Origin of the sequence: Idiomarina xiamenensis 10-D-4, assembly GCF_000299895.1 — a bacterium.
Lineage (GTDB): Bacteria > Pseudomonadota > Gammaproteobacteria > Enterobacterales > Alteromonadaceae > Idiomarina > Idiomarina xiamenensis.
In genome coordinates, this window is record NZ_AMRG01000005.1 from 137,517 (window position 1) to 163,711 (window position 26,195).

Genomic DNA, 26,195 nt, shown 5'->3' on the forward strand with positions numbered 1-26,195 from the left:
CACTTCACTATTCACATTAACAACTAGTACGACTAATCGCCAGAAAAAGTTCTAATTGATTTAACTTATGTCATATTTCTATGCGGTACAAAACAAGCTACTTGTTAATAGACGTGATTATTTGACGTTACGCCGCATTTTCTTGCTTAAGAATTTACTAAAAAATAACAAGTAACAGGGAGCTTAGCGATGCCAAAACGCTTTCCACTCAAACTTTTGGGCTTATCGATAGGCTTGGCTTGCTCTTTTGCGCAAGCGCAGCAAGCGACTAGCAATGACGATGAGCAAATTAAAAACATCGAACGCATTGTCACACTGGGGTCTCGCGTCAACGGCCGTACGGCGACTGAGTCGGCGGCACCGGTCGATATTATTTCTGGTGAACAGTTGCTCGCTACTGGGGCCACAGAGCTGGGTAAAGCGTTGCAAATGACGGCACCGTCTTTCAATTTTTCTGCGACCACGGTCTCGGATGGGTCCGACATTATCCGCCCGGCGACTCTGCGCGGCTTGGGGCCAGACCAAGTGTTGGTACTCGTCAACGGCAAGCGTCGCCATCAGCAAGCACTCGTTAACGTGCAGGAGACTATTGGTAAAGGTTCGGCTGGCTATGACATTAACGCTATTCCGATGACTGCCGTGGAACGTGTGGAAATTCTACGCGAGGGTGCTGCCGCTCAGTACGGCTCTGATGCGATAGCAGGCGTGATCAATATTACCTTAAAAAACGGTGACGGCGGTCTGTTGTCGGCTGAAACCGGACAAACCTATGAGGGTGATGGTGAAGTCGTTAAGCTTGGCTTGAACATCGGAAAAAGCTTTTCGCGAGGATACATTAACGCTACCTTAGAGTATCGTGACCGCGGCATGACCAATCGCGCGGCGCCGGCTTCCTTAGAAGCCACCGGCGGTGAATTAATTGGCAACTGGTTAGATGAAAACGGCGACCCAGTCGTACGCTTACACTTAGGTGATGCCGATTCAGAAAACTATTACGCTTGGTTTAACGCGGGCTATCAGCTCACCGATGCCACCGAGCTGTACAGTTTTGGCGGTATTTCACGGCGTGATGGTAAATCTGCTGGCTTTTTCCGCGGTACCGGCCATCCGCGCACGATAGAAGCGTTATACCCTAATGGCTTTTTACCGCAGTTAGAAACCACCACCGATGATGATTCCATAGCGCTCGGGATCCGTGGCGATTTACCTAACGCTTGGTTGTGGGACGCCAGTGTCGTGTACGGGCGTAACAATTTTGGTTTTAATTCGTCTAATTCGGCCAACGTCAGTTGGTACTACGAACCTGATGGCAACGGCGGCATTTATGCTGAAACACCGACATCGGCGTTTGATGGTGAGTTAGTTTTTGAGCAAACCACGTTTAACTTAGATTTTAGCGGCACCATTGATATCGGCAAAGAGCTACTGTACGTAGCAACCGGTATTGAGTATCGTCGCGATGGTTATACCATCAATCCGGGCGACCCGGTGTCGTGGTCTTATGGCCGCACTAACGATCCCGATATCGTCATCACTACCCCTTATGACACCGTTGCCGAGCCTGGCATTCAAGGATTCCCAGGGTTTAGTCCAGAGCAGGCGGTAGACGAAACCCGTGATAGCTACGGCATATACATTGATGCTGAATATTATCTGACGACGGATTGGTTGTTGACCGGTGCCTTGCGTTACGAAGACTATGATATTGCTGGCGATAATATTTCGGGCAAGTTATCAACGCGTTATGACATTAATGAACAGTTTTCATTGCGCGCCACGGCGTCGACCGGGTTCCGCGCTCCCGGTGTTCAGCAGATGTATTACAGTCAGGTGCTAACCAATATTGTCGATGGCACCTTGGTGCAAACCGGCACCGTTGCTAATAACTCAGAGATCGCCGCGCAGTTTGGTATCGACCAGTTAGAAGAGGAAACCTCGCAAAGCCTCAGTGTTGGTTTGGTGACACGTTTTGATAGTGGCTTTGATTTAACCATTGATGCTTATCAGATCAACATCGATGACCGTATCGTAATTTCCGAGCCGCTAACGGCCGACATCGGCCCGGTATTCGCCGATATCTTAGCGGAAAATAATCTCGGTGCGGTCCAGTTTTTCACTAACTCGGTCGACACCAAGACTCGTGGCGTCGATATTATTGGCTCTTATCCAACGCCGTTTGCCGGAGGTGAATTGGCCTTAACCGCGGCGCTGAGTTTCATTGATACCGAGGTCGAGCAGATCAACTCGGTGTCTTCGCTAATACCTGCCGACGCCATTTTTAATGACACCCAGGTTATGCGGTTAGAAAAGGGGCAACCCGGTGAAAAAGCGACACTGAGTGCGAATTGGGATAAACAGCAATGGCATGTCAATTTAGCCTTCAATTACTTTGGTGAGGTCAGTGGTAAAGCCTTTACCGGAATTGAGCATACTTGGGGTTCAAAATGGATAACCGATGTCTCGCTAGGCTACGATGTCACCGATAACTTTACCCTGATGGTGGGCGCTAATAACTTATTTGATGAGTACCCTGATAAGTGGGGGGATGCCGGTATTCCGTTTTCACAAGCTGGTTTTGAGTATGGCTGGGAAACTTTCCCATTTGGTATCAATGGCGGTTATTACTACTTAAGAGCGGATTATCGTTTTTAATTGGGTTAATTCGCCGTTTTTATATAAAAAAGCCTCGCGATTGCGAGGCTTTTTTGTCAGGACTTGCGTTTAGGTGTTTTAACCGACTATTCGCCTGCTATTCACCTAAATAAGAGGTCAACATCCAAGCAGTTTTTTCTTGCTCTTTAATGTAGTCACTCATTAATGCGGCAGTACCTTCGTCACCCACTTCATTGGCTAAGTCCAAAATTTCACGTTGCTTAGCAATGGTGGTTTTGTAGCTCTGCGCAATATGTTTCACACAAGCGCGGCCTTCATGCACATCTTTGGCTTCGTCGATTTCGCTGTTGTCGATGTAAGTCGAGTAAGCATGCTGCGGGCGTTGACCCAAGGTCAGGATACGCTCAGCGATTTCGTCGATTTTGGTCAATAGGTCGTTGTATGTTTCTTCAAACTTTTCGTGTAATTGAAAAAACTGTTCACCTTTGATGTTCCAATGGAAGCCGCGTACATTCATATAAAAGATCTGATAGCTAGACAGTAACTTATTCAGTTTACCGGCAAGCTGTTCGGTACCTTTCTGGTCTAATCCGATGACGTTAAGTTGTTTCATAACATTCTCCTTTCCAATGAGACTGAATCGTTATCTGCTAACTAATTTAGCGGAAATCAGAGCAAATGAAAAATGTTCAATAACGATTATCCTAATAGATAATATCGTTTACAACACGAACCTTCCCTAGATTATTTGAATACCGCTAGTCGCCGTTTAAATCTGCCACTTTACCATCACGGATGTGTTGTTCACCGCGTTGCTTGGCGAGTTGCATTTGCTTTTCCCGCTCGGCAAAGCGCTGCTTCTGCTCGGCGCTAGTTTTATCAAAGCAATGTGGGCAACTGACACCCTGTTGATATTGCGGTGACTGTTTTTCCGCCTCGGTGATCGGCATCCGACAAGCGTAACACTGGTCATAGCTGCCTTGTTGTAGACCATGCTTAACCGTCACGCGCTGATCAAAGACAAAGCAGTCGCCTTGCCACAGGCTGTCATCCTCCGGCACTTCTTCTAAGTACTTCAAAATGCCGCCATGCAAGTGATAAACCTCGTCAAAGCCTTGCTCTTTCAGATAAGCCGTGGACTTTTCACAGCGGATGCCTCCGGTGCAAAACATCGCTACTTTTTTATGTTTTTCGGGATCTAAATGATCTTTAACGAACTGTGGAAACTCACGAAAGGTTTCGGTGTTCGGATTAACTGCACCATCAAAGGTGCCGACCGCATATTCATAATCGTTGCGGGTATCAATCAGTAACACCTCGGGGTCGCTGATCAGCGCGTTCCACTGTTTGGCATCAACATAAGTACCAACGCTACGCTTCGGATCAACCCAGTCGACGCCCATGGTAACGATTTCTTTTTTCAGTTTGACCTTGGTGCGGTAAAACGCTTGTTCATCGCTGTCGGATTCTTTGTGTTCAAGGTCGGCGAAGCGCGCATCTTGTTTTAACCAAGCGAGGACGGCGTCGATGCCGCTGCGGGTGCCGCAAATGGTGCCATTGATGCCTTCGCGGGCAAGTAACAGAGTGCCTTTAACGTCATTATTGACAAGGGTGTCATACAACGGCTGACGCAAAGCTTCAAAGTCGTTAAGTTCGACAAATTTATACAGAGCTGCACAGATATACATAGCATTACTACCTTTTTAGCGGTTCGGATCGCAAATCCGAGGCGAAAATCAGCGCCGATTATAGTGTTTTTTGTGCTATTTTGCAGCATCCGTTTATTTTTTCCTCAGCGATAAGATATCACCGTGGTGGAACACTTTTGGTTATTAACGGCGTTGTCGATGTTGACCTCGTTACTTACCGCGACTGTCGGCGCCGGTGGTGGTGCGGTACTGTTAGCGGTGATGGCGCTGCTGTTGCCGGTGCAAGCGGTGATACCGATTCACGGTTTGGTGCAGCTAGCCTCTAATAGCGGTCGGACGCTGTTGTCATGGCGCCACATTGATTGGCCGACTATCGCGCTGTTTGCGCCATTCAGTTTGCTCGGTGCAGGCCTAGGCAGCATGCTGCTAGTTAATTTGCCTAGTTTTTGGCTACAAATTAGCATCGCCTTGTTTATCTTATATTTGTGTTGGGGACCTGCCTTGCCGCGCGCCGTCATTTCGCCTCCAGCGATGGCGCTGGCGGCTTTAGCGACCGGCTTTATCAGTCTGTTTGTGGGCGCTTCTGGGCCATTGGTCGCAGCCTTTATTAAAGCGCGCTTCACGCAACGCTTTACCACCGTAGCGACCTTTTCGATGGCAATGGTTACGCAGCACGCACCCAAAGCATTAATATTTACCCTGGCAGGGTTTGCTTTTGCCGATTGGTGGCTACTGATCGTCAGCATGGCAGTCGCCGGGATTATTGGCACCTGGTTGGGGTTACAACTGCTAGGACGGCTTAGCGATAAGCATTTCCAGCGCTGGTTTAACCTGATATTGACGCTGTTAGCATTGCGTTTGCTGTGGCAAGCGCTATTCGCTGCTTGAGTTATCCGGTTTTTTCAGACGCTGCACCCAACGTTGTTTAGCGTACCGACGTAAGCTGGGAATATTGTCGGTTTCGTCCATGATCGGTTGTCCCAATATGGTTTCGATGATGTCTTCTAGCGTCATAAGACCTAGCCAACTGCCGTGCTCGTCATAAACCAAGCACATATGTTGGCGTTCTTGCAGTAAGTTGGCCATCACGACTTCGATGCTGACGTATTCGGTGACGGTTTCGACGTTACGTACGTAGTCGCTGACCGGCTTTTCCGGATCGGCATCAAGCATGTCGGATTTAAAAATAATACCATGCGGATGTTCTTCTTTGTCGATCACCGGAAAGCGCGAAAACGGTAGTTCGCGTAGGCGTGTCAGGAAGTCTTTGACCAACGTATCGGGCGTGACCGATTCACACACAGTACGTGGTGTCATCACATTCTTAACACGAATTTCGTGTAGGTTGAGAATGTTGGCAATGACGCGCTGTTCATCGTCGTCGATAATTTCTTGCTCGTGGCCTAAGCTCGCCAGCGCCTGAATTTCTGAACGAATATCAATGTCGGCTTCTTGGCTACCAATGCGTTTTGTGATTTGGTCAGATAACCAAATAAAAGGTTTCAAAATCCATATCATGGGCCGCAGTAGCGCTGGCAAATAGGGCGCTAAACCACGCCAAAACTTGGCGCCAATGGTCTTCGGAATAATTTCAGAGAATACTAAAATAAGCAGCGTCATCACCGCTGAGGCCACCGCTAAGTATCCGTCGCCAAAGACCACACCGACTTGCGCACCGACACCGGCCGCACCCGCGGTGTGAGCAATGGTATTAAGCGTTAAGATGGCGGCTAACGGCTGATCGATTTTGTCTTTTAGTCGTGCTAGTTTCAGGTGTAAGCGCGGTTGGTCTGCCTTGAGTTGGGCAATGTAGCTCGGCGTAATCGACAGCAGTGCTGCTTCTAGCACCGAACATAAAAAAGAAATGGCGATAGAGAGTACAGCAAAAGCAATGAGCAGTGTCATTAAAGTTTAAAGCCTATATTGAGGATCTAAATAAATTGTAACGCGAACCAGACGCCAAAGGCGATCAGTAAAAGACTGATACCGACCCAAGCCGCACCCTTATCCCACAGTTTTGCCGCGTAGTTGCCGAAGGCTAGCACAAGTAGCGCTAATCCGTAATAGCGAATGCCACGCGCAATAGCGGCAGCGAGCATAAACATCGGTAACGGGTAATCAGCAGCGCCAGCGCCGATCATAGCGACTTGAAAGGGCACGGGGGTGACACCGACGACTAATACCGCCCAAAAACCGTCGGCTTGCAGGGTTTGTTTAAACTGCTCAAATTGGTCGCTGGCGCCTAGCGCATCAACTAGCCACTGACCGGCCGAATCAAAGAACCAGAGACCGAAACTGTAACCCACAAAAGCGCCGAGTAAGCAGCCTGCTAATACCACACTAGCGATTAACCACAGCCGCTGACGTTCCATGATCATAAACGGGATTAAAATCAGTTCGAGCGGGATCGGCACGATGATCGATTCCATGAACGACATAAAGAACAGTAGCCACAAAGCATGATTAGAATCGGCTAGACGTTGTAGCCAGTTTTGTGCGGTACTGCTGCGAGCTTTAGGGACACTGCTGTCGCTCACGCTGACATCCTGTTAGCGGGTTGCTGATATCTTTAGTATGCCGTAAATCGCAATTTGGATGAATAGCCAGCCGCCAACAGCGTGCGCGGCTGCTGCCAAAGTAGCAACAGCCGGCGTTGATTAGGCATCTTTCACGCTCATTTTCTCGGCATAATGGCGCGGATTGAACTGTGTTGCCAATGCCAATAACAGCAGCGAACTGGCAACCACCACCCACCAACTGTACTGAAACTGAGCTAATTGCTCGCGCATAGCAGCCGCTAACCACGGCGCGATACCGCCTAATAGGTAGCCAACGCCTTGTACAAAAGCGGCCAATTGTCCGGCCTTTAGCGGATCGCGGTGATGGTCCATAGTCACAATTAACGCCATTGGGAAAGTGCCCCCCATGCCCAAACCGGCAAGCGCCACCGATAACAGCAGAAAGTCTTCGCCCAGACAGGCCATACCGATAAAACCCAGCATCTGCGTGATAGCGAGGACCATCAGAATGGGACGACGATCAAACACTTTGCTTGCCCACCACGGGAAGAGTAAGCCAGCAACGACCTCCATAAAAGTGAGAAAGCCAACCAATAAGCCAGCCTGTTGCTCGCTATAATTCAGTTCCATTGCGGCTGGCGCCAACCAAGTTAGCGCACACACGTAACAGCCGGTAGCGGTGCCAAAGAATACCGCCAGTTGCCAGGCGCGTGGGTTATTCAGGTAGCGTTGTTTGGCCTGTTGCGTGGTCGCAGTGGGGATGATGATGCGGGGATGACGACGGATGGCAAACCACACTAACAACGCCACCACACCCAACAGCGCCCAGTAGGCTAAGCCCTGATGCCAATCGCCTAAGGTCGCCAAGGTTGGCGATAAACTGGCTGCAATCGCTGCGCCGGCCATAATCGCGGTGACATAAAAGCCCATAATGGTCGGTGTGCGTTCGGCAAAGTTGGCCTTAATTAAGGCCGGTACGATGGCTTGCACAATAGCAATGCCTGCGCCAACCACCAGCGCACTTAAGATCAAGGTCGTGCTTTGCCCCACCCACCAACGCGCGGCTGTGGCTAAGGTGATCAACAACAAGGCTAACGACAGCGTACGCTGAAAACCCAGCCAGCGCACCAATGCAAATCCGCTAAAACAAGCCACTCCCATAGCAATAATGGGCAATATCGTTAACCACGACGCGCTGGTGTACGACATCTGTAAGTCCGCTTGCAAAGGCGTCAGTAACGGGCCGATAGATGCCAAGGCGGGGCGCAGGTTTAAGGCAATAATGATCAACACCGCGGTTAACAACAACAAATCGGCGGCTAGCGGTAAGCCCGGACGGTGGGACGATGACTGGGTACGAGTAGGGCTATTTTCAGACATTAAACAACTCGGCTGAGAAATGAATGGCGCCATTATAAAAGCCGATTACTAAGAAAGCTAAGTATAGTCGTTATTTTCTCGGTTGATAACTCAAGGTAGGTTAATGATTATTCGTCTCTGGCGCGCACTTTGATCTGTAACAATTTTGTTGCATTCAATGTCAGTAAAACCTTGCTGAACAAATTATGAACAAATACAGTGCGCTGACTCCAGACAAACGAGTACCTGTGATGGCCGATAAACTGCAATTTCTCGAATTTATGAATGTCATTCCTGATGCGGCGTTATTGGTTGATACGCAAGGCCAAATTCAGGGTTGTAATGAAGCGGCTGCAGAACTATTTGGCTACGGCATGACGCAGCTACAACGCCAGCCACTGTCGATACTCTTACCAGAAGCCATGCGCGATCGGCATCAGGGCTATTTGCAGCGTTTTTTTAGTAACCCTTGCCGACGTCCGATGGGCAGCGGTCGGGCGTTTCAGGCGCAGTGTCGAAATGGCGAGAAGTTGTTTGTCGACATTATGCTTAGTCAATTGCACCTCGACGATGAACTATTAGTTATCGCCATCATTCGTGACCACACCTATATTCAATTGTCCACCGCCAGCATGCGACGCGAGTTAGCTTACGAACGACAGTTAGCACTCACCGACCACTTGACTGGTTTGGCTAATCGACGGGCGTTTGTCAGTCAGTTGATGCAAGAATTAGCACAATTACAGTCGGTGGGTACGGCCTTTGCGGTGGGCTTTATCGATATTGATGACTTTAAGTTTGTTAACGACAGCTACGGTCATCAGTTTGGTGACAAAGTGTTGCAGCGGGTGGCTAATTTGTTGCAACAACATAGCCGTGGCAGCGACTTTATCGCACGCATTGGTGGTGACGAGTTTGCCACCATTCATCCGCTAACGAATGCGGCGCAAGCGTTGTTGATGATGGAGCGTATGCGTGCCTGTTTAGTGCAGGGAATTGAACACTATGAATTACCGATTTCGTTGTCGATTGGCTTGTACGAATGCGACGATAGTGGTAAGGATTATACCGTCGAAGCCATTATGAACGCCGCCGACCGCGCTATGTATCGGGCAAAACAGCAGGGTAAAAATGCGGTGGTGGTTGCCTAGTCGAGGGTTGAATGCAACGCTTTTATCAGGGTTTTAGTCGATTTATCCGCGAATTCCGTGGTTTTCTGGGTTTTTTATTACTGATGCTGGTATTTCGTAGTGCCATTGCCGATTGGAACTCGGTGCCGACGGGCTCGATGAAACCCACCATCATCGAGGGGGATCGCATTGTCGTCAATAAACTCGCTTACGACGTCAAATTGCCATTTAGTGATATTACCCTATGGCGAGTCGGCGAACCCCAGCGAGGCGATATCATTGTCTTTGATTCGGTTGCCGCTGATACCCGGTTAGTTAAGCGTGTGATTGGTTTACCGGGCGATACCGTGGCGATGCAAGATAATCGCCTGCTGATCAATGGTCAGCCGTTAGCTTATGCCGCACAACAACGCATTGGTGAACATTATCAGTTAGTCGAGCAGCTCGGTAGCTTGCAACATCCGGTTTGGTGGGCGCCAGAAGGTAGCAAGGCGAGTTCGTTTGCCAGTGTTACCGTGCCGCTTGATCAGTATTTGGTGTTGGGTGATAACCGCGACAATAGCGTCGACTCACGTTACTACGGATTTGTGCCGCGAACTGAAATTGTTGGTCGCACGCGTTCGGTAGCGATGTCGCTAAACTACGATAATTATTATTTACCGCGTAGCGACCGCTTTTTTATTGAATTAAGCGCGCCAGCAGCGCCATAAATCACCATGACAAGGCAATAATCGACCTGATTTCTTAACACTTTTCAGGTAAAGTTGGCGCTTATCGTCAGCCTGAATGTGAGGGAGTTGCTGTGGCGTTTGCCCCCGTGTTACCGCTGCTTTGCTGGTTATTAGCACTTTGCTTTGCACCGCAATGGCTACAACAATTTCCGCTGCCTATTCCCGCCAGTTTATATTGGGCTATGGGCTTCGTTGCCCTGCTGGCTGGTATCTTGCGGCAGTGGAGCTGGCTATATTGGCTGGCTTGGCTGGCCGGTATTTATCTGACCATTCAATCGGGTTTACAACGACCGCTCAGCGAGCCTGGCGTGCTGGCGTTATACCAAGCGTTGCCAGTGTGGATCACGCTGTCAGCGATTGCCTTGAACGTGTTCAGCTTGCCGCCGTTGTTGACTTGGCGCGGCGCTTTGCTGGCCACCGTCATTGCCTTTTCACCCTGTCTCCTGCTGTTTCAGGTATTAGCGACGCCCTTTAGCCTTATCAATCCGGCCACTTGGTTCCCGGCGGGGTTAGCCTATCGCCACGCGTTATGGGTGGTGATTGTTGCGGTGGCGGTGATTTGGATTGCTGTGCTTCGTTATCACGATAGCGGGGCACGCGATTGGAGTCGTTTTAGTGCTTGGTTTGCATGTTTGGCGTTTTTAACGGTTATCGAGTTACCGCCGGCATCGGCGTGGGCGATGCTGGTTAGTATCGTCAGCCTATTAATGGCGCTGTTGCTACAGTTGCTGCATCTCGCTTATATCGACGAATTGACAGGTCTGCCGCAGCGCCGCGCCTTGCTGTCGCAACTGGCACACTTGGGTAAGCGTAGTGCGGTGACTATGCTGGACGTCGATCACTTTAAACGTTTTAACGATACCCATGGTCATGATGTCGGCGATCAGGTGTTGCGCTTGCTGGGTCGAATTTTACAAAGTGGTCGCGGTTTTAAAGCCTATCGCTACGGTGGTGAGGAATTCACGCTGGTGTTCCGCCACGCGCAACGCGACAAGATACAACAGACCTTAGATGAGGTGCGGCAGCAGGTGGCCGACTATCCGCTGCGGGTGCGCGAGGCTAAGCGTGACGACAAATCACGCAGCTCTAAGCAGCAAGCCAGAAAGCGCCGTGGACAAGCTCAGGCAGGGGGCAAAACGTTACGTATTACGATCAGTTTGGGCTGCGCTATACGGCAACCGGGTGAGCATACCGAGCAGTTACTCAAGCGTGCCGACGAAGCACTTTACCAAGCTAAAAAAGCGGGGCGTAATCGCGTTAGTATGGCCAAATGATCGGCTAAACGCTTGCTGCTCTGGCTGACGATGGCTATGGTTAGTAGCAGTGACCCGCGAAAAAGGTAAACAGCATGCCGAATATTCCTCCAGCGTTAGCGCTGTTCAATGGTGTCCTTGCCGCCTTGGCGTTGAGCGCTTGCGGTGCTTCAGAGTCGAGTCCGACCAGCTCCGCAAACGATACCCCGGCTAATGTACAGAGTGCATCGCCACATCGCGCTTCGGCGCCGCTTCAGCAAACTAGCAGTTGTCGTAACTGTGTGGTCAGCGAGCAGATACAGGGTGAACAACAGCAACCGCAGTTTGTGGTTATTTGGCGGGGTGTTGATGGCCAAGTGCAAGAGCGTTTTGATATCGATTTGCCCGCTGGTGCGTTTAAGGATCTGCAAGCGCTACAAACCGATAAGATGCCGCGCCTGAATATTGCTGACGAAAAACTGAAGTCATCGCGTTTGGATACAACCCGCGAGGTCTTTCGTAATAGTGAACAAAGCGTGATCATTTATATCACGGTATTACGCGACGATAGCGACCAAATTATCGATGTCAGAGTCAATCAACTGAGCATGCCGCTGCGGCATGTTAAGCCGGGTCGGCTTTAGCGCTGCCGAATGCGGTAGCGGCGTGGCGACGACCAACTCACTTCACGAAAGTCACCAGACAGCAACTCCGGCTGTTCACGCAAATAGCTGAACACCTCTGCTGGAGACCAGCCGTGACCGCCCATAAAGGGAATGTCTAGGTCGCGTAAAAGGCGTAACAAGCGGGCTTTATCGGCACGACCGTGGGTCGCTTTTTGATAGGCGATGGCATGGTTGTTAGCAGCATCGTGTTGCGGGCTAAAGCCGAGTTTCCGTAAGCTATCTCTGACTGTTTCATCGTAACAAAGCACACGGACGAAATCGGCGTCGGCTTGTTTAACGTAGGCCGCGGGTGTGGCAAGTGCCATAAGACTTACTCCTCTAGCTGTCCTACTGCAACGCTATTAAATTTCATAACGTATGGGTTATTGATACCGTAATGCCGTTTAAACACAATCATCTTTAACCAGTTTTACTTTAATTATAATGCTAACGTTATGGCTGCGGCGTTGTGACTTACTTGACCTGTACCTTGCCACCGATGATTTTGTATGCCGGTGTACCGCGGATCAATGTCTCGCGAGCAAAGGCTTGCTGGCATTGCGGGCAAACGCCCGGGGTTTCAGTAAAATCTTCGCTAATACGCTCGATGAAGCATTTCACTAAAGCGCCTTTGCCGCCTTTACGATACTTAAAAAGCTTGGCTTTACAGCGGCTACAGGAGATATCGACGCTGCGTAGTGGCAGTTTTTTACGCGGTTTTGCCATAATAGGTATCAGTAGCTGGGGGGCGGCGTGTTGCAGGATGAGAGCAGCAAGGCTAACTCACTCGCCTTGCTGCTTGGTAAAGGCCACATTTTTAGTTATTCATGTACCATTTATCGTCGATCTTCTTCAGCGGTAATTCAGAGGTATCATCACCACGTTTGGTGGTGATTAGGGCCGTTTTTCCGTCTTCGCTGACATCAACGTTTTCAACGGTAATGGTGGCGTTATTGGCGCGATTCATATCGTCTTCGAGCATTTTAGCGGCAAAAGTTTTACCATCCATGTTGTCAAATTGCGCTTCGCTAACGCCTAGCTTTTTCGCTAAAATCGTTTTCATCGGTGCGTTCTGGCGCATTTTATCAAGCTGCTGCTCGATTTGTTCAATAGACGGTTCGCTCATGTACTCGACGACACAATTATAATCTTGGTCATTCATGCAAGTGACAATGTTTTCGGCGGCTTCTTTGGCGCTTTCGCTGCCACAGCCGGCCAGTACCAGTAGGGCTGCAGGTAATAACAGTAATTTTTTCATGCTAATTGTTCCTTTATCGTTGATGATATCCCTATCACTACCACGATCATCGTGGCTGACCCGCGAAGATGTATCCTTAAGCGCGGCGCATAGGTTTGGTTGAATCCTATATAGGGTGCCATTAAGACGTTGATATTTATAGGTGTATAACACAGTTTTTCGTTAAGATGGGTTAAAAATAAAGCCTTATCGTGAGCATCGCTGCACGGTGGTCAATGCAAGGGGAGTGTGAGTCATGGCATTAACCGTATTAATTGCGCCCGATTCTTTTAAAGAAAGCCTATCGGCACTGGCGGTCTGTGAGGCGATTAGCGCCGGTATTCAGCGTGCTGACCCGGACGTGACTTGTCTCTCGCTGCCGCTAGCGGATGGCGGCGAGGGTACGGTGGATGCGTTGCTGGCCGCTCACGCCGACAGCGCACAGCGATATCAGAGCTGGGTGCAGGGGCCAATCAGCAACAACGATGACGACGTTAATTCAGTATGCGCCAGTTGGGGAGCATTTTCATCGACCGACAATGGCGTGGTAGACACGGCGGTTATAGAAACCGCGGCAGCGTCGGGTCTGGCATTAGTCGCGGCGCAGCAGCGTGATGCTTTGGCGGCCAGCAGTTATGGTACCGGTCAATTGTTGCGCGAAGCACTTAAATTGCCGCAGCTAAAACATATTGTGCTGGGGTTGGGCGGAAGCGCCAGCAGCGATGGCGGTGCCGGTTTGCTGCAAGCCTTGGGGGCGGTGCTCTATGACGACGATGAGCAGCCGCTCGAGCAAGGCATCGGCGGTGGAGCCTTAGCACGTTGTGCCCGCATCGATTGGCAAGGTATTTACGACGACCCAATCAGTTCACGTATTTTTAGTGTTGACGTCGAGCTGTTATGCGATGTCAGCAATCCGTTGTTGGGTGAGCAAGGTAGTGTTGCCGTGTTTGCGCCGCAAAAGGGAGCAAATAGTCAACAACAAGCGCAATTAGAAGCGGCGTTAACGCGCTATAATCAAGCCCTAGTACAAGCTTGTGGACGTGACGTTTGTGATATACCTGGCGCGGGTGCTGCGGGTGGTATCGCTGCGGCATTGCTGGCACTGTGTCAGGCGCATATAAGCGGCGGTATTGATCGAGTTCTAGCGCAACTGAATTTTGACCGTTTGCTACAGCAAGCCGATTTGGTTATTACCGGTGAGGGCCGCATCGACAGCCAGAGCCTGCAAGGCAAAGTACCGATTGGCGTTGCTCAACGAGCACAGCAAGCCGGTAAGCCGGTGATCGCGTTAGTCGGCGCTTATCAGGGTGAGTTAAGCGCGTTTTATGAGCAGGGCATCAGCGCCGTGTTTAGTGTGGTTGATGGCCCCGCTGAGCTATCGCAAGCGCTGCGCAGCGGCGCTGTGAATGTAAGTCGTTGCGCAGAAAACTTGATGCGTAGTCTGCGCTTAGCGCTGCCACACTAACGTTGCTTGCGCGGCTGCTAATCTGCCGCTGGCGTTTTTTTATCGTCAACGGCGCTAGCCGCTGAGGATGATTGTTGCTGCAGCAGCGCTTTTAGCGCGATAATTTCGTTGTGCAAATCGGCGATAGTCGGCTGTTTGTCTTCAGGGTTTTTCAATAAGCGCTCTCTGGCATGCTCTTGTTCCATGACGTTCACCACGATGCCGATGACCATATTTAAAAACGCAAACGCGGTTAAAAAGATAAAACTCATGTAGTACAACCAGCTCCAGCCGTACACGTCCATGGTCTCGTACTGAATATCGGTCCAGTCTTCAAAGGTCATGATACGGAATAGCGTTAGCATCGAAATGGCAATATCGCCCCACAAATCGGGATTAATATCGGCAAAAATGTAGCTACCGATGGCGGCGTAAATATAAAAAATGATGAACATCAGCAACAGCACATAACCCAACTGTGGTAGGGCTTTTAACAACGAGTTAATTAACACCCGTAATTCTGGCACCACCGACACCATTCGCAGTACCCGAAACACCCGCACTAGGCGAGCGAGCAACGCCATTTCACTGTCTTGAACCGGAATCAAACTGATCACCACCACCAAGGTGTCGAAGATATTCCAGCCCTTTTTAAAGAAGTGTCGTTTATCGTCATCGGCTAAAAAGCGAATGCTGATTTCGAGCAAAAAGAACACAGTAATGAAGACATCCAACAGTGCGGTTAACGACATCGCTGAGGCCGGTAATTCGTAGGTTTTTGCGCCAATTTCTAACGCCGAAATGATGATCACCGCGACCACGGCAAATTCGAACACACGATTATCTTTTAACTTCACCAAACGCGATTGCAACGACTCAAACATACAGGCACCCAGACAGTTGCTGATACGAACCAAAGCTGGCGATTATACAACGAACCAAGCGGCGCGCTAGGCGGCCATAAAAAAAGCAGCCAAATGGCCGCCGCTTATCGTTACTCAGGCGTTAATCGATAGCCCTCATAGCGTTCCAGTAACTGTTTTAGCTCACCAACGATGCCTTGAACGCTATAGCTATAGTTCAAAAACTTAGATCGAACCTGATCTCGCTTATCGGTCATCTGCAAACCTTTTTCGACTAACGTAAGGATCTGATCTCTGAGGCTGCACATGTAATCGGTGTTTTCGAGCAGTTTGACGTATCGGCTAAAGCATCCGGACTCCACCTCAGGCCATAATTTAAAGCTATTACGGCTGCTAATACGCCAGTTCTTTATGTAGCCGAACTGTTCATCAAGCGCTGCCTGCACTGCTGTCCATTCTTCTGCGGATAAGCCTTTATGCAATTGCGTATCTAAATACGACTGTAAATCGGCTAGTCGGTTTCGTGGGGAGGTTGCTCGCGGATTTGCAAATGCACGCAGCGATATCGGCTGATGACGTATTGTTTCAAAGTCGCTGAACCAGGTGACTAACTTCCGCAGTATGTCATCGATCTGCGTATGTAGTTGCTCGATTTTATCATCGGATGTCTGCACATAATGTGCTTCCTTATCAGAAATAATCGCCGATAGTTGTCTCTGTGTTATGGCCAGCGCGTAACGCGCATATTGATCCGCGAGTTCCTTTTCTCTAGGGCTGCTTGAGGCTTCAATAAATTCGGCGGCGTTAAGCAGCTCGGTGTATGCTTGCTCTGATTGCTTGTTATTGAGCAATGTTAGTGCCGCGTGTCCAGCTTGCAATAGCCGCTCTTCGATCGTGAACGAGATTGTCATTATTGCTCGCCGTGCGGGCACTGAGCGGCCACCCAGCGGGCCTCTTGGTAAGTGGTTAGAGTGGCGTCGCCGCTGGTCTGCATGGTGCTGGAGTAGTGGGTACTGTCGTGAATCGTGACTTTGCCGCTTAAGCTAAGCAAGCGCTCGCCGCGCTGGCATTGCGCCGATGTCACAATGGCATCACCGTCGCGCTCAATGCTCATTTCTGTGCAGTCTAACTGCTGCCAACGCTTACGCATCGCCAGCGTCATATCCGCTGCATCCTCGGCCGACACACATTGCGCCAGCGTCTTCTCGCGCTTGAGCTGTTCAGGCAACTGCTCGCTGTCCATAGACTGCGTGATCTGCCACAAACCGGGCTTAATGTCCGCCGCTAACGCAGGAGTTGAGAGCATTGCCGTTAGCGACAAAACCAACGCTTTTACCGCGCTGCCATACCAGTATTGATGTTTATCCATAAATTCCTCTTAAGCAACGTATGGGGAGTTTCTGAAAAACAAGTCAGTATCAGCACCTGTTACATGCTACTTAGCGCAGCGTCACAAACTCCTCGGCAGAGGTCGGATGCAGGGCGACGGTGTTGTCGAAGTCGGCTTTAGTGGCGCCCATGTTCATGGCGACGGCGAAGCCTTGTAAGATTTCGTCCATGCCTTCACCGATGCCGTGAATGCCGATGACCTTTTCTTCTTTACCGACACAAATCAGTTTGAAGTAGCTTAACGCGCGATACGGCGTGACCGCATTGTACATGGCGGCAAACGAGGATTTGTAAATCTTCAATTGTTGCTCGCCATATTTAACCTTGGCTTCTTCTTCGGTCAGGCCGACGGTGCCGATGGTGGGGTGACTGAACACCACGGTCGGGATATTTTCATAATTAAAGTGGGCGTTTGGCTTATTATTGAACAAGCGTTCGGCTAACTGGCGACCGGCTTTAATGGCGACCGGCGTTAACTGTGCCCGACCGGTGATATCGCCGACAGCGTAGATACCTTGCACGTTGGTGTTTTGGTACAAATCGGTGCGAATATAGCCATCGCTATCGACGTCGACACCGGTGCATTCGATGTTAATTTTATCGGTCGCGGGTACGCGGCCAATGGCCCACACCAAACAATCAAAGCCGCTATAGCTATCGCCGTTGGTAAAATGCAGGGTGAGCGTACCATCGTCGGCTTGCTCGACTTTGTCGATGGTGCACTGGGTATGTAAGTGCTGGCCGTCTTGCGCCATGCGCTCCAATAAGCCGTCGGTGATATCGCGGTCAAAATCACGCAGCGGACGGTCATGGCGCACAAACAAGTGAGATTCGGTGCCTAAATGATGGAATACGCCGGCGATTTCGACGGCAATATAACCAGCACCGATGACGGCAGCCTTTTTCGGTTGCTCGGTTAAGGCAAAAAAGCCATCAGAGTCGATGCCTAACTCGGCGCCTTTAACGTCAGGGATCATCGGCCGACCGCCAGTGGCGATGGTAATGTGGTCCGCGGTGATTTGCTCACCGTTGACTTCCACCGTGTGGTTGTCGACAAACTTAGCAAAACCCTCGATGTATTCCACGCCGTTGTTCTGGAAACCGCGATGGTAGCCGCCGTGAATTCGCTCAATGTAAGCCTCGCGATTGTTGACCATGGTGGCCCAATCAAACGCTTGCTGTTCGACCTTAAAGCCGTAGGCTTGTGAATATTTGATTGCTTCGGCAACGTGAGCGCCATACCACATGACTTTTTTCGGCACGCAGCCGACGTTGACGCAGGTACCACCGACACTGTTGGCCTCGATGACTGCCGCTTTAGCGCCGTGCATGGCGGCACGGTTAGCCGAGGCGATACCGCCACTACCTGCACCAATACTTAAATAGTCATAATGTCTGCTCATTGGTTACTCCTGTTTTGCCTCAACAACGAGCTAAACTGATTGGCGTCCGTTCATCGGCCGCCGTGACGTTGTTATGATGGCTTAAATCGACTTGCAAGAAAGTGCTAGTATGTTGGCGTAATTTCAGTACGCTTGCAATTTTTCAGGCGCGATATCAGCACGGATTATTCGATGGACCTCATCTATTCTATCAATCGCAGTCGCCGCCGCCGCAACTTAGCCATTCAAGTTCGGCAGGGTGAAGTGCGGGTATTAGCACCACAGCGCTTGAGTACTGCGCATATCGAACAGTTTGTGCAAAGCAAGCAAGCGTGGATACGCGGCCATTTACAACGCCAGCAACAACAGCAGGCGCGCCTAGCACTGCGCAACTGGTGTGATGGTGAAACGCTACAATGGCTGGGGCAGCCGCTGCGTTTAACCTTATCCAGCGGCATGCCAAGTAGTTGCCAAGCCAGCGCTAACGAGCTGCAGGTGCGCTTATCGCCACGGGTAAAAAATCGGCAAGCACAGACCCAAAAACGCGTTGAAGATTGGTATAAAGCGCAAGCTCAGCAGTGGTTAGATAGCTTTGCTGCGCATTGGCAGCAACAAGCCGCCGCTTGGCAACCGCAACAATGGCAAGTAGCAAGTTTCACCGCTAAATGGGGCTGCTGTACCGCGAACGGCCGTCTACGATTGAACTGGCGCTTATGGTTAGCGCCAGAGTGGGTGGTGCGTTACGTGGTGATACACGAGTTGTGTCATTTGCGCCATTTTAACCATAGTCGCGCATTTTGGCGCTTAGTCGAGCAGCTCGAGCCGGATTACCGCGATGCCGAACGTTGGTTAAAAGAAAACGGCGGTAGCATACTGGACCGCCGTTTTCTGGCTTACTGATTATTGTCGGTTAACGGCCACCCGCAGGCAGGTGTTGATGAACAAAGTCGGTCATCATCGTACGCAGGTGTAAGGTTGTGCCCTTACCCTCGTAAATGCCGTGACTACGATTCGGGTAGGCAAAAAAGTCAAACTGCTTGCCCGCCTCAATGAGCTTATTAACTAAGCGTTCACTGCCTTGAAAATGCACGTTATCGTCGCCGGTGCCGTGTACCAAAAGCAGATCACCTTGTAAGTTTTCAGCGTGCGTGATGGCGGATGTCTCGCGGTAGCGGTCGGCTGACTCTGGCAACAGGCCCGAATAGCGTTCTTGATAAATGGTGTCGTACAGGGTTAAGTCCGGTACCGGTGCTAACGCCATACCCATGTTATAGCTATCGGGGTAGCGGAATAAGGCATTCAGCGTCTGTGAACCGCCGCCGCTGTGTCCCCAAATACCCACGCGGTTGCTATCGATAAACGACCAACGCTCGCGCATGGCTTGCAGTGCATCAAACTGGTCGCGCACGGTCACCACACCCAAGTTCTTATAAATTGAGCGGCGCCAATCGAAACCACGTGGTGACTTGGTGCCACGGTTGTCGATAGACGCGACAATGTAGCCTTGTTGCGTCAGCATGGTATGCCAAAGTTGCGTACTGCCGCCCCACTTGTCGGCCACAGTCTGCCCCCAAGGTTCACCATAGACGTAAAACAAAATGGGGTATTGCTTATTGGGGTCAAAGTCGACCGGCTTCATTAGCATGCCGTCCAGTTGCAAACCGTCGCGCGCTGCAACCTGAAAAAACTCTACCGGTTGCTTAGCAATGGCGTCCACTGCTTGCTGTACCTTGTCGTTGTTAACCACGCGACGTAGACGGCGGTGCTCGGGCAGGCTCACCATATCCACCTGCGGCACTTTATCGATAGCCGAGTAAGTGTGCAGTGCGTAGGCGCCGTCTTGAGCCACGCTGTAGCTATGAGTACCCGGTTGATCGGGAGTTAAACGCTCTAATTTACCGCTGCCGTCTAAACTAGCGCGGAATAAGTAGCGTTGCAGCGGCGATTCGGGTGAGGCGATAAAGTATACCCAGCCGCCGGCCTCATCGATACGTGAGACTTCGACGACATCCCAGTTACCGCGGGTGATCGCGCTTAAGCGACCGCTGTCTTTGTCGACGCTGTATAAATGACGGTAGCCGCTACGCTCGCTGAGCCAGGTAAAACGCTTACCGTTATCTAAAAACATCACATCGTCGACGTATTCCGCCCACGAATCGGTTTTTTCACTCAATAGCGTGTGCACTTCACCGCTGTTAGCGTCGGCTAAAAATGCCACGTTGACGTCTTGTTTGCGGGTCAATTGCTGGATCAACAATTGCTCGCTGTTACCCGCCCATTGCATACGTACCAGATAATGCTGGCGCGCATCGCCAGGAATTTTCATCCAGGTGGTATCGCCACCGTTAGCGGCAACCACACCGATACGCATGGCGGCGTTGGTTTCGCCGACTTTTGGATAAGGAAACTGTTTTAGGGTTGGATACAGCTGATCGGTATTGTTGATCATGGTAAACAGCGGCGTGCCAGCGGTGTCTAACTGCCAATAGGCGATTTGTTGACCGTCGTCGCTCCAGCGAAAGCCGTCGCGTAAAAAGAATTCTTCTTCGTTGACCCAGTCAAAGGTACCGTTGACGATGCTGTCGCTACCATCATCCGTCAGCGCTTTAATACTCAAGTCGTCTAGCTGTTGCACGTAGATGTTATTGTGCATAACGTATGCAACACGCTGGCCTTGCGGGTCAAATTTGGCGAACTGTAAGCTCGATGCGGGCGCGTCACCACCCAATTGTAATAACCGACCGCTGTCGCGGAACAGCACCCAATAGTCGCCCAGCGTATGGGTACGCCACGAACGTTTGGTGTTGGTGAAAATCAGTAGCTTGCTGTCGTCGGCTGACCATTGATAATCGGCGATTTTTAACGCTTGATCGGCGCCTTTTGGCGTTAATTGGGCGGCGCTGACTAACACCGTACGAGCATTGCTTTGCGGATGATAGCGAACAATATCTTGGCCCTTGCCTTGCTGACTGTCTTCTAGCAAGGTGTAACCCGAACCATCAGCCAACCAGCGCACTGGCGTGGCGCTTTTAACTTGATAGGTGTCGCTGTCATAAATACTGGCTAAGGTTAGTGCTGTACCTGATTTGCTCAAGTTGCTCGCCGTGGCGGTGGCCTGTTGGCTACTACTGGGTTGACTGCTGCAGGCTGCAACCGTGAGGCCAACGGCTGACACCGCGGCCACGCGCACTATCGCTTGCAGCATAGAACGGATAAACATATCAACTTCCTTTTCATTATTGTTTGCACGATCAGTTTAACCTAATTCAGCGCTTGTCGCAGTGCTTGATTTATGCGCATACAGAGCGCTTGAAAAACGCCGTGATCGGCCGCATGTTAACAGCTATTGCTAATCAGATTTAACTATAATGAGGTCGCTATGACAGCCAGTAATCCTTTGCTCGACGATACTTATCTACCGCCATTTTCGGCGATCAAGCCGGAGCATATTCAGCCGGCTATCGAGCAGCGTATCGCTGCCTGTAAAGCCGCCATCGAGCAAGTGCTGACGCAGCAAGATCATAGCTGGCAGGGGTTGGTTGAACCACTGATTGAGGTCGATGATAAATTAGAGCGGAGTTGGGCGCCGGTGTCGCATATGAATGCTGTGGTCAGTGAGCCGGCGTTGCGAGAAGCGCATGACGCTTGTTTGCCGCTGTTGTCTGATTACGGCACCTTTGTCGGACAACATCAGGGACTTTATCAAGCCTATCAAGCGTTGCGCGATAGCGATGAGTTTCAACAATTGAGTCAGGCGCAGCAACGTGTCATCGATAATGCTTTGCGTGATTTCACCTTGTCGGGCGTAGCATTGGCTGACGACAAAAAAGCGCGTTACGCGGCTATTTCGTCGCGCCTGTCCGATTTAGCATCGTCTTTTAGCAATAATTTGTTAGATGCCACTCATGCTTGGCACTATTTGGTCACCGATGAGGCGCAATTGCGAGGTCTGCCAGACAGTGCCATTGCCGCAGCGGCGGAAGCGGCGCAAGAAAATGAACAGTCGGGCTGGCTGTTTACCCTCGACATTCCCAGCTATTTGCCGGTGATGATGTATGCTGACGACGAAGAACTTCGCAAGACGATGTATTACGCGTTTACTACTCGAGCGTCAGATGTGGGTCCCAACGCCGGAGATTACGACAACAGTGCTATTATCGACGAGACTTTACAATTGCGTCAGGAGTTGGCTGAGTTGTTGGGCTACAGCGATTATGCGGCGGTATCGCTGGCGACCAAAATGGCCGAAAACAGCGATCAAGTGATGCAGTTTTTGCAGGATTTAGCGCAGAAATCACTACCGCAGGCGCAGGCCGATTACCAACAACTATTAGACTTTGCCAAACAACAACTGGGTCGCGATAGCTTAGAAGCATGGGATTTAGCCTACGTCAGTGAAAAGCTCAAGCAGCAACAATTCTCGGTGTCGGACGAACAGTTACGTCCTTATTTTCCAGAACAACGCGTCGTGAGTGGTCTGTTTGCGGTTGTTAAACAGTTATTTGGTATCGACATCGAAGAACAAAAAGCCGATGTTTGGCATCCCAGCGTGCGTTATTTTGTGATCCGCGACCAACAAGGTCAGCAACGCGGTAGTTTTTATCTTGATTTATATGCGCGAGCTGGCAAACGCGGTGGTGCCTGGATGGCCGACTGCGTTTCGCGGCGACAGACGGCCAGCGGCGACGTACAACTGCCGGTCGCCTTTTTAACCTGCAACTTTAGTAAGCCAGTCGGTGGCAAGCCTGCGCTATTCACTCATGATGAAGTGGTGACCTTGTTTCACGAATTTGGCCATGGCTTACATCATATGCTGACCCAAGTCGATGTTGCCGGGGTGTCTGGTATTGAGGGTGTGGCTTGGGATGCGGTCGAGTTGCCCAGCCAGTTTCTGGAAAACTGGTGTTGGCAGGCCGAGGCATTGGCTATCATTTCTGGCCACTACGAAACTGGCGAACCGCTGCCAGAAGATTTACTACAGCGCTTATTAGCGGCAAAAAACTTCCAATCAGCCATGCAAATGGTGCGACAGCTTGAGTTTTCATTGTTTGATATGCGTATTCACCGTGAGTTTGATGGCAGCGAGCAACACAGTGTTAAGCAAATTTTGCAGCAAGTACGAGCACAAGTAGCAGTCCGTATGCCACCTGAGTTCAACCGCTTTCAGCATAGCTTTGGGCACATTTTTGCGGGTGGTTACGCGGCGGGCTATTACAGTTATAAATGGGCGGAAGTGCTGTCGGCCGATGCGTTTTCGCGCTTTGAAGAAGACGGTATTTTTAATGCCGATACCGGCCGCGCATTTTTACAATGTATTTTGGAACGCGGTGGTAGCACCGATGCGATGACATTATTCCGCGAATTTCGTGGCCGTGAGCCAAGTGTCGAGCCGCTGTTACGGCATAGTGGAATTGAGGAGTTGGCGGCCTAACGGGCGTTAATGACTGCTTTGTGATTAGGTTGCTGTCGCCAATACGATGTTGACGATGGCAACCAACCCGAGCACAAAAATCACCGCAAAAATTACACCGATGGCAATAAATGGCCAAGGGTTACCATTGCTAAAGTCGCGGACCCGGTTTTTTTCGCTCTGCACACCAAAAAAAGCCGCTAATACGCTGAACATCATGCTCAACATATTGGGTTTTTTGCTGCTATCGGTATTTGAAGACATAGTCATGAATGTTTCAGTGGAGCTCACGCTTACAGCGATGATTGATTCATATCCGACTGTTTCAGGTCACTTTTTTGTTGTTGCGAAGAAGAGCCGAAAACCAGTTCGAACAAATCGATAAAATGAAATTGGGTAGAACGGCTTTCACCGGTTGCCCATTGGCTCCAACTGACTTGCTGTTGATCGGCGGCGCAACGTTGCTCAATGCCACCCAGCTCGCTTTTAGCCAATACCTGTTCGCACTGCTGAGTTAAATTAGCAGCAAACTGCGGCGGTGCAGGCATGAGCATCGCAATAAGCGCTAAACTGCCTAGCAATAATGTCGCAATGGCGGTGCGGAGTAACATGATATTTGCCTTATTGTCGATGCTTTTAAGTGACTTGATTGATTCAATCACTGACGAAATGACAACATTAATCTGATTAATTTATCAGCTATTTGTTGTTGATACCAGGCCCGGAATTATTTTTTTAGCGGTATGAAGCTGCTAAACTAGCGCCTTCATTTCGAATTTGAGCAATGACAGGAACCATCATGCCGGATTATTTGATTGCACCGTCGATTCTTTCTGCCGATTTTGCGCGTTTAGGTGAAGACGTTGAACGGGTGCTACAAGCGGGTGCCGATGTGGTGCATTTTGATGTCATGGATAACCATTACGTACCCAATTTAACCATTGGCCCGATGGTCTGTCAGGCGTTACGTAACTATGGTATTCAAGCGCCCATCGACGTGCATTTGATGGTGAAGCCGGTCGATCGCATTATTCCCGATTTTGCCAAAGCTGGGGCGTCCATTATTACCTTCCACCCAGAAGCGTCTGAGCATATTGATCGGACCCTGCAATTGATTAAAGATGAGGGCTGTCAGGCGGGCTTGGTGTTTAACCCTGCGACGCCATTACATTACCTGGATCATGTCATGGATAAGCTCGATGTGATTTTACTGATGTCGGTTAATCCGGGGTTTGGCGGGCAATCTTTTATTCCCGGCACCCTAGATAAGTTGCGTCAGGTGAGACAACTTATCGCGCGCAGTGGTCGTGATATTCGTTTGGAAGTTGACGGTGGTGTTAAGACCGATAACATTGCTGAGATTGCTGCTGCGGGAGCCGATATGTTTGTTGCCGGTTCAGCGATTTTTAGTCAGTCAGATTATGCCAAAGTCATCGCCGAGATGCGTCAGCAGTTGGCAAGCAGTCAGGCGTAAATCACGCGTTCGCCCGATGTTTTAGTTATTTAAAAATTCATAACAGATAAGAAGCAGAAATCATGAGTAAATCGGTGGTATTAAGTGGCTGTCAGCCGTCAGGTCAACTTTCTTTAGGTAATTATATCGGTGCTATTCGGCGCTGGGTAGATATGCAAGACAGCCATGATTGTTTATTCATGTTGGTCAATTTACATGCCATTACCGTGCGCCAAGATGCGCAAAAACTGCGCGATGCGACGTTAGACGGCCTCGCTTTATACCTAGCTTGTGGCTTAGATCCAAAGCGTTCGACCATTTTTGTGCAGTCACAGGTGCCAGAACATGCACAGCTGGCATGGGTATTAAACTGCTATACGCAGATGGGTGAGTTAAACCGAATGACGCAGTTCAAAGACAAGTCGCAGCGTCATGCCAGCAATATCAATGCTGGTCTGTTTACTTATCCAACGCTGATGGCGGCTGATATCTTGTTGTATCAGGCCAACGAAGTGCCAGTCGGCGACGACCAGAAACAGCATTTAGAGCTGGCGCGTGATATCGCCTACCGTTTTAATACCCTGTACGGTGACATCTTCACCACGCCAGAGCCGATGATCCCGAAGGTCGGTGCACGCATCATGAGCCTGCAAGATCCCGACAAAAAAATGTCTAAGTCGGACGATAACGAGAACAACTACATCGCCTTACTCGAAGATCCGAAACGTATTGCCAAGAAGATCAAACGTGCAGTGACTGATTCTGATGAGCAAGCACGTATTTACTTCGATCAGAAAGAAAAGCCGGGTGTATCTAATCTGCTGTCGATGCTGTCTTGCGCTACTGGTCAGTCGATCGACAGCTTAGTACCTCAGTATGAAGACAAGATGTATGGTCACTTGAAGAAAGATGTGGCAGAGGCGGTAGTCGCGATGCTAGAACCGATTCAACAGCGTTTTGCACAGTTGCGAGGCGACCGCGACTACCTTGATCAGGTTATGAAAGCCAGCGCCGAGGCAGCCTCGGCGCGAGCCGCTGAAACCTTGAGCAAGGTCTATGAGGCGGTTGGCTTCGTCGCTAAACCTTAACTCTTAGCTCGTCGGTGAGCGCTGGATTGAG

At 50.3% G+C, this 26,195-nt stretch carries 26 protein-coding genes; 11 read left to right on the forward strand and 15 right to left on the reverse strand.

What is annotated here, in order from left to right; all coding sequences use genetic code 11:
- Nucleotides 1-189: 189 nt before the first annotated feature.
- Entirely contained in the window at nt 190-2,652 is a 2,463-nt protein-coding gene (locus tag A10D4_RS05380; RefSeq protein WP_008488231.1) for a TonB-dependent receptor plug domain-containing protein, read from the forward strand.
- Between the two features lie 97 nt (nt 2,653-2,749).
- Here A10D4_RS05380 and A10D4_RS05385 read toward each other — a convergent pair whose 3' ends face one another.
- Both A10D4_RS05385 and trhO read right to left on the reverse strand, forming a co-directional pair.
- Nucleotides 2,750-3,226, reverse strand: coding sequence for a Dps family protein (locus A10D4_RS05385; RefSeq protein WP_008488232.1), 477 nt, complete (start codon nt 3,224-3,226; stop codon nt 2,750-2,752).
- A gap of 145 nt (nt 3,227-3,371) precedes the next feature.
- Nucleotides 3,372-4,301 carry an oxygen-dependent tRNA uridine(34) hydroxylase TrhO gene (gene trhO, locus A10D4_RS05390; RefSeq protein ID WP_008488233.1) on the reverse strand — a complete coding sequence of 310 codons (930 nt, stop codon included), beginning with the start codon at nt 4,299-4,301 and terminating at the stop codon, nt 3,372-3,374.
- A 126-nt stretch (nt 4,302-4,427) separates the two neighbouring features.
- Between trhO and A10D4_RS05395 the strand changes: the two genes are divergently transcribed.
- On the forward strand, nt 4,428-5,150 hold the full coding sequence (locus tag A10D4_RS05395) for a sulfite exporter TauE/SafE family protein (protein WP_008488234.1): 723 nt from the start codon (nt 4,428-4,430) through the stop codon (nt 5,148-5,150).
- Here the strand turns inward: A10D4_RS05395 and A10D4_RS05400 are convergent.
- From A10D4_RS05400 to A10D4_RS05410, 3 genes are all read right to left on the reverse strand, one after another.
- Nucleotides 5,136-6,167: a CNNM domain-containing protein gene (locus A10D4_RS05400; RefSeq protein WP_008488235.1), complete on the reverse strand. Its 1,032-nt coding sequence runs from the start codon at nt 6,165-6,167 to the stop codon at nt 5,136-5,138. The genes A10D4_RS05395 and A10D4_RS05400 overlap by 15 nt on opposite strands.
- Nucleotides 6,168-6,193: 26 nt before the next feature.
- Nucleotides 6,194-6,799 carry a YqaA family protein gene (locus A10D4_RS05405; RefSeq protein WP_008488237.1) on the reverse strand — a complete coding sequence of 202 codons (606 nt, stop codon included), beginning with the start codon at nt 6,797-6,799 and terminating at the stop codon, nt 6,194-6,196.
- Nucleotides 6,800-6,919: 120 nt separating this feature from the next.
- Nucleotides 6,920-8,161, reverse strand: coding sequence for an MFS transporter (locus A10D4_RS05410; protein WP_192811509.1), 1,242 nt, complete (start codon nt 8,159-8,161; stop codon nt 6,920-6,922).
- Between the two features lie 185 nt (nt 8,162-8,346).
- On the opposite strand from A10D4_RS05410, the gene A10D4_RS05415 reads away from it, so the two are divergent.
- The 4 genes from A10D4_RS05415 to A10D4_RS05430 all read left to right on the forward strand — a co-directional run bounded on the left by A10D4_RS05415 (nt 8,347) and on the right by A10D4_RS05430 (nt 11,877).
- Nucleotides 8,347-9,291 (forward strand): sensor domain-containing diguanylate cyclase, encoded by a 945-nt coding sequence (locus A10D4_RS05415; RefSeq protein ID WP_237738531.1) that lies wholly within the window; start codon nt 8,347-8,349, stop codon nt 9,289-9,291.
- A gap of 11 nt (nt 9,292-9,302) precedes the next feature.
- A complete protein-coding gene (gene lepB / locus A10D4_RS05420; protein WP_008488240.1) occupies nt 9,303-9,980 on the forward strand; it encodes a signal peptidase I in 678 nt (225 codons plus the stop codon).
- A gap of 92 nt (nt 9,981-10,072) precedes the next feature.
- The gene (locus A10D4_RS05425; RefSeq protein WP_008488241.1) at nt 10,073-11,275 is read left to right on the forward strand and encodes a GGDEF domain-containing protein; all 1,203 of its coding nucleotides are present in this window, start codon (nt 10,073-10,075) and stop codon (nt 11,273-11,275) included.
- Between the two features lie 74 nt (nt 11,276-11,349).
- On the forward strand, nt 11,350-11,877 hold the full coding sequence (locus tag A10D4_RS05430) for a hypothetical protein (protein ID WP_008488242.1): 528 nt from the start codon (nt 11,350-11,352) through the stop codon (nt 11,875-11,877).
- On the opposite strand, the gene A10D4_RS05435 is transcribed toward A10D4_RS05430, so the two are convergent.
- From A10D4_RS05435 to A10D4_RS05445, 3 genes are all read right to left on the reverse strand, one after another.
- On the reverse strand, nt 11,874-12,224 hold the full coding sequence (locus A10D4_RS05435; RefSeq protein WP_008488243.1) for a hypothetical protein: 351 nt from the start codon (nt 12,222-12,224) through the stop codon (nt 11,874-11,876). The two genes, A10D4_RS05430 and A10D4_RS05435, sit on opposite strands and share 4 nt — an antisense overlap.
- 148 nt (nt 12,225-12,372) lie before the next feature.
- Nucleotides 12,373-12,624: a hypothetical protein gene (locus A10D4_RS05440; protein ID WP_008488245.1), complete on the reverse strand. Its 252-nt coding sequence runs from the start codon at nt 12,622-12,624 to the stop codon at nt 12,373-12,375.
- Between the two features lie 91 nt (nt 12,625-12,715).
- Entirely contained in the window at nt 12,716-13,156 is a 441-nt protein-coding gene (locus A10D4_RS05445; protein WP_008488246.1) for a hypothetical protein, read from the reverse strand.
- A 235-nt stretch (nt 13,157-13,391) separates the two neighbouring features.
- Here A10D4_RS05445 and A10D4_RS05450 point away from each other — a divergent pair, with 235 nt between their 5' ends.
- Nucleotides 13,392-14,600, forward strand: a complete 1,209-nt coding sequence (locus A10D4_RS05450) for a glycerate kinase (protein WP_008488247.1) — start codon at nt 13,392-13,394, stop codon at nt 14,598-14,600.
- A 17-nt stretch (nt 14,601-14,617) separates the two neighbouring features.
- Here A10D4_RS05450 and A10D4_RS05455 read toward each other — a convergent pair whose 3' ends face one another.
- From A10D4_RS05455 to gorA, 4 genes are all read right to left on the reverse strand, one after another.
- Entirely contained in the window at nt 14,618-15,463 is an 846-nt protein-coding gene (locus tag A10D4_RS05455) for an ion transporter (RefSeq protein WP_008488248.1), read from the reverse strand.
- Between the two features lie 110 nt (nt 15,464-15,573).
- Nucleotides 15,574-16,353, reverse strand: coding sequence for a hypothetical protein (locus A10D4_RS05460; RefSeq protein WP_008488249.1), 780 nt, complete (start codon nt 16,351-16,353; stop codon nt 15,574-15,576).
- The gene (locus tag A10D4_RS05465; protein WP_008488251.1) at nt 16,353-16,811 is read right to left on the reverse strand and encodes a DUF3617 domain-containing protein; all 459 of its coding nucleotides are present in this window, start codon (nt 16,809-16,811) and stop codon (nt 16,353-16,355) included. The genes A10D4_RS05460 and A10D4_RS05465 overlap by 1 nt, the downstream gene beginning before the upstream one ends.
- A 70-nt stretch (nt 16,812-16,881) precedes the next feature.
- Nucleotides 16,882-18,234 (reverse strand): glutathione-disulfide reductase, encoded by a 1,353-nt coding sequence (gene gorA / locus A10D4_RS05470; protein ID WP_008488253.1) that lies wholly within the window; start codon nt 18,232-18,234, stop codon nt 16,882-16,884.
- A 171-nt stretch (nt 18,235-18,405) separates the two neighbouring features.
- Between gorA and A10D4_RS13595 the strand changes: the two genes are divergently transcribed.
- Nucleotides 18,406-19,113, forward strand: coding sequence for a M48 family metallopeptidase (locus tag A10D4_RS13595; protein WP_008488254.1), 708 nt, complete (start codon nt 18,406-18,408; stop codon nt 19,111-19,113).
- A 10-nt stretch (nt 19,114-19,123) separates the two neighbouring features.
- Here A10D4_RS13595 and A10D4_RS05480 read toward each other — a convergent pair whose 3' ends face one another.
- Nucleotides 19,124-21,433: a S9 family peptidase gene (locus tag A10D4_RS05480; protein WP_008488255.1), complete on the reverse strand. Its 2,310-nt coding sequence runs from the start codon at nt 21,431-21,433 to the stop codon at nt 19,124-19,126.
- A 159-nt stretch (nt 21,434-21,592) separates the two neighbouring features.
- On the opposite strand from A10D4_RS05480, the gene prlC reads away from it, so the two are divergent.
- Entirely contained in the window at nt 21,593-23,644 is a 2,052-nt protein-coding gene (prlC, locus tag A10D4_RS05485) for an oligopeptidase A (RefSeq protein WP_008488256.1), read from the forward strand.
- 24 nt (nt 23,645-23,668) lie between these two features.
- On the opposite strand, the gene A10D4_RS05490 is transcribed toward prlC, so the two are convergent.
- Entirely contained in the window at nt 23,669-23,893 is a 225-nt protein-coding gene (locus A10D4_RS05490) for a DUF2970 domain-containing protein (RefSeq protein ID WP_237738532.1), read from the reverse strand.
- A gap of 23 nt (nt 23,894-23,916) precedes the next feature.
- The gene (locus A10D4_RS05495) at nt 23,917-24,234 is read right to left on the reverse strand and encodes a hypothetical protein (RefSeq protein ID WP_008488258.1); all 318 of its coding nucleotides are present in this window, start codon (nt 24,232-24,234) and stop codon (nt 23,917-23,919) included.
- Between the two features lie 188 nt (nt 24,235-24,422).
- Between A10D4_RS05495 and rpe the strand changes: the two genes are divergently transcribed.
- Both rpe and trpS read left to right on the forward strand, forming a co-directional pair.
- Complete coding sequence (gene rpe / locus A10D4_RS05500) at nt 24,423-25,097, forward strand: ribulose-phosphate 3-epimerase (protein WP_008488260.1); 675 nt, start codon at nt 24,423-24,425, stop codon at nt 25,095-25,097.
- A 62-nt stretch (nt 25,098-25,159) separates the two neighbouring features.
- Nucleotides 25,160-26,164, forward strand: a complete 1,005-nt coding sequence (gene trpS, locus A10D4_RS05505) for a tryptophan--tRNA ligase (protein WP_008488261.1) — start codon at nt 25,160-25,162, stop codon at nt 26,162-26,164.
- Nucleotides 26,165-26,195 lie beyond the last annotated feature (31 nt).